The organism is Kitasatospora sp. NPDC096077, from assembly GCF_040303245.1.
Lineage (GTDB): Bacteria > Actinomycetota > Actinomycetes > Streptomycetales > Streptomycetaceae > Kitasatospora.
This window is the reverse complement of record NZ_JBEOSV010000151.1, coordinates 1-1,109: the sequence shown is the minus strand read 5'-3', so window position 1 is coordinate 1,109 and position 1,109 is coordinate 1. Positions and strand designations below refer to the sequence as shown.

Here is a 1,109-nt window from a genome sequence, read left to right as displayed (position 1 = left end):
CTAGGGCGCGTATTCGGTCGTGATCAAGTGGTGCTTCTGGTGAGGTCTTTGATCCAGATCATTGCGCCGCGAAGGTGGAGGCCGGCGAGGTAGCTCTCGGGAGTCTTGTCATAGCGGGTGGCGATGCCCCGCCAGGCCTTCAGCCTGTTGATCAGGCGCTCGATGGTGTTCCGGTCCTTGTAGAGCTCGGCGTCGTGACCGACAGGCCGACCGCCCCTGCTGCCCTTCTTCTTTCGGTTGGCGGCCTGGTCGATCTTCTCCGGGATGACGGCCTTGATGCTGCGTCTGCGCAGGTAGGTGCGGTTGCCTCGGGACGAGTAGGCCTTGTCCCCGGCGACCGCGTCGGGCCGGGTGCGGGGGCGGCCGACCGGCCCGCGGACCCTGACCTTCCGCAGTACGGGGATGAACTGCGGGCTGTCGGCGGCCTGCCCCTCGGTCAGGACGAACGCCAGCGGGCGGCACCTGCGCTCGCCTGCGACATGGACCTTGCTGGTCTGCCCGCCCCTGGAGCGTCCGAGCAGGGCGGCCTTCAGGCGGAGCTTGCAGCGGCGTCGGATGCGCCCCCGCTCTTCCCGCTCCGGGTCACCCGGGCCATCGCCGTCATGCCCGTCTTGTCCCTGCGGGCCGCCCCCTTTTGCCGGGCCTTCTCCGCCTCTTCGGCCGCCTTCTCCAGGGCAGCCAGGGCATCGGGGTCCATGTGCATCCCGGCGGCATCATGATGGGCCCGGACAGTGGTGGAGTCCACGCTGACCAGGGACAAGTCCACCTCGCCCCGTTTGGCGGCTTCCGCGATCGCACCCTCCAGCAGGGCCTCGAACACGCCGGCGTCCCTCCACTGCCGGAAGCGGTTGTGGACGGTCGACCAGGCACCGAACTCCCTGGGTATTTCGCGCCACTGGCTGCCGGTCTTGAAGTGCCAGATCACGCCCTCGAACTGCTGCCGCAGGCGTTCGGGATACGGGCCGTACTCGCCGACCGGCAGGTACGGCTCGATGAACTCCCACTCGCCATCCGATAGTTGCGCTCGCGTCACGGAACACGGTCTACCGGATCAGGCCGCACCGCGGGGGCAACTTCCCAAAATGATCACAACCGAATACGCGCCCTAG

General features: G+C 67.9%; 1 pseudogene. It reads right to left on the bottom strand.

The window, feature by feature from the left end:
- Positions 1-23: 23 nt before the first annotated feature.
- Positions 24-1,033 (bottom strand): annotated as a pseudogene (locus tag ABTZ03_RS44180) (IS5 family transposase).
- Positions 1,034-1,109 lie beyond the last annotated feature (76 nt).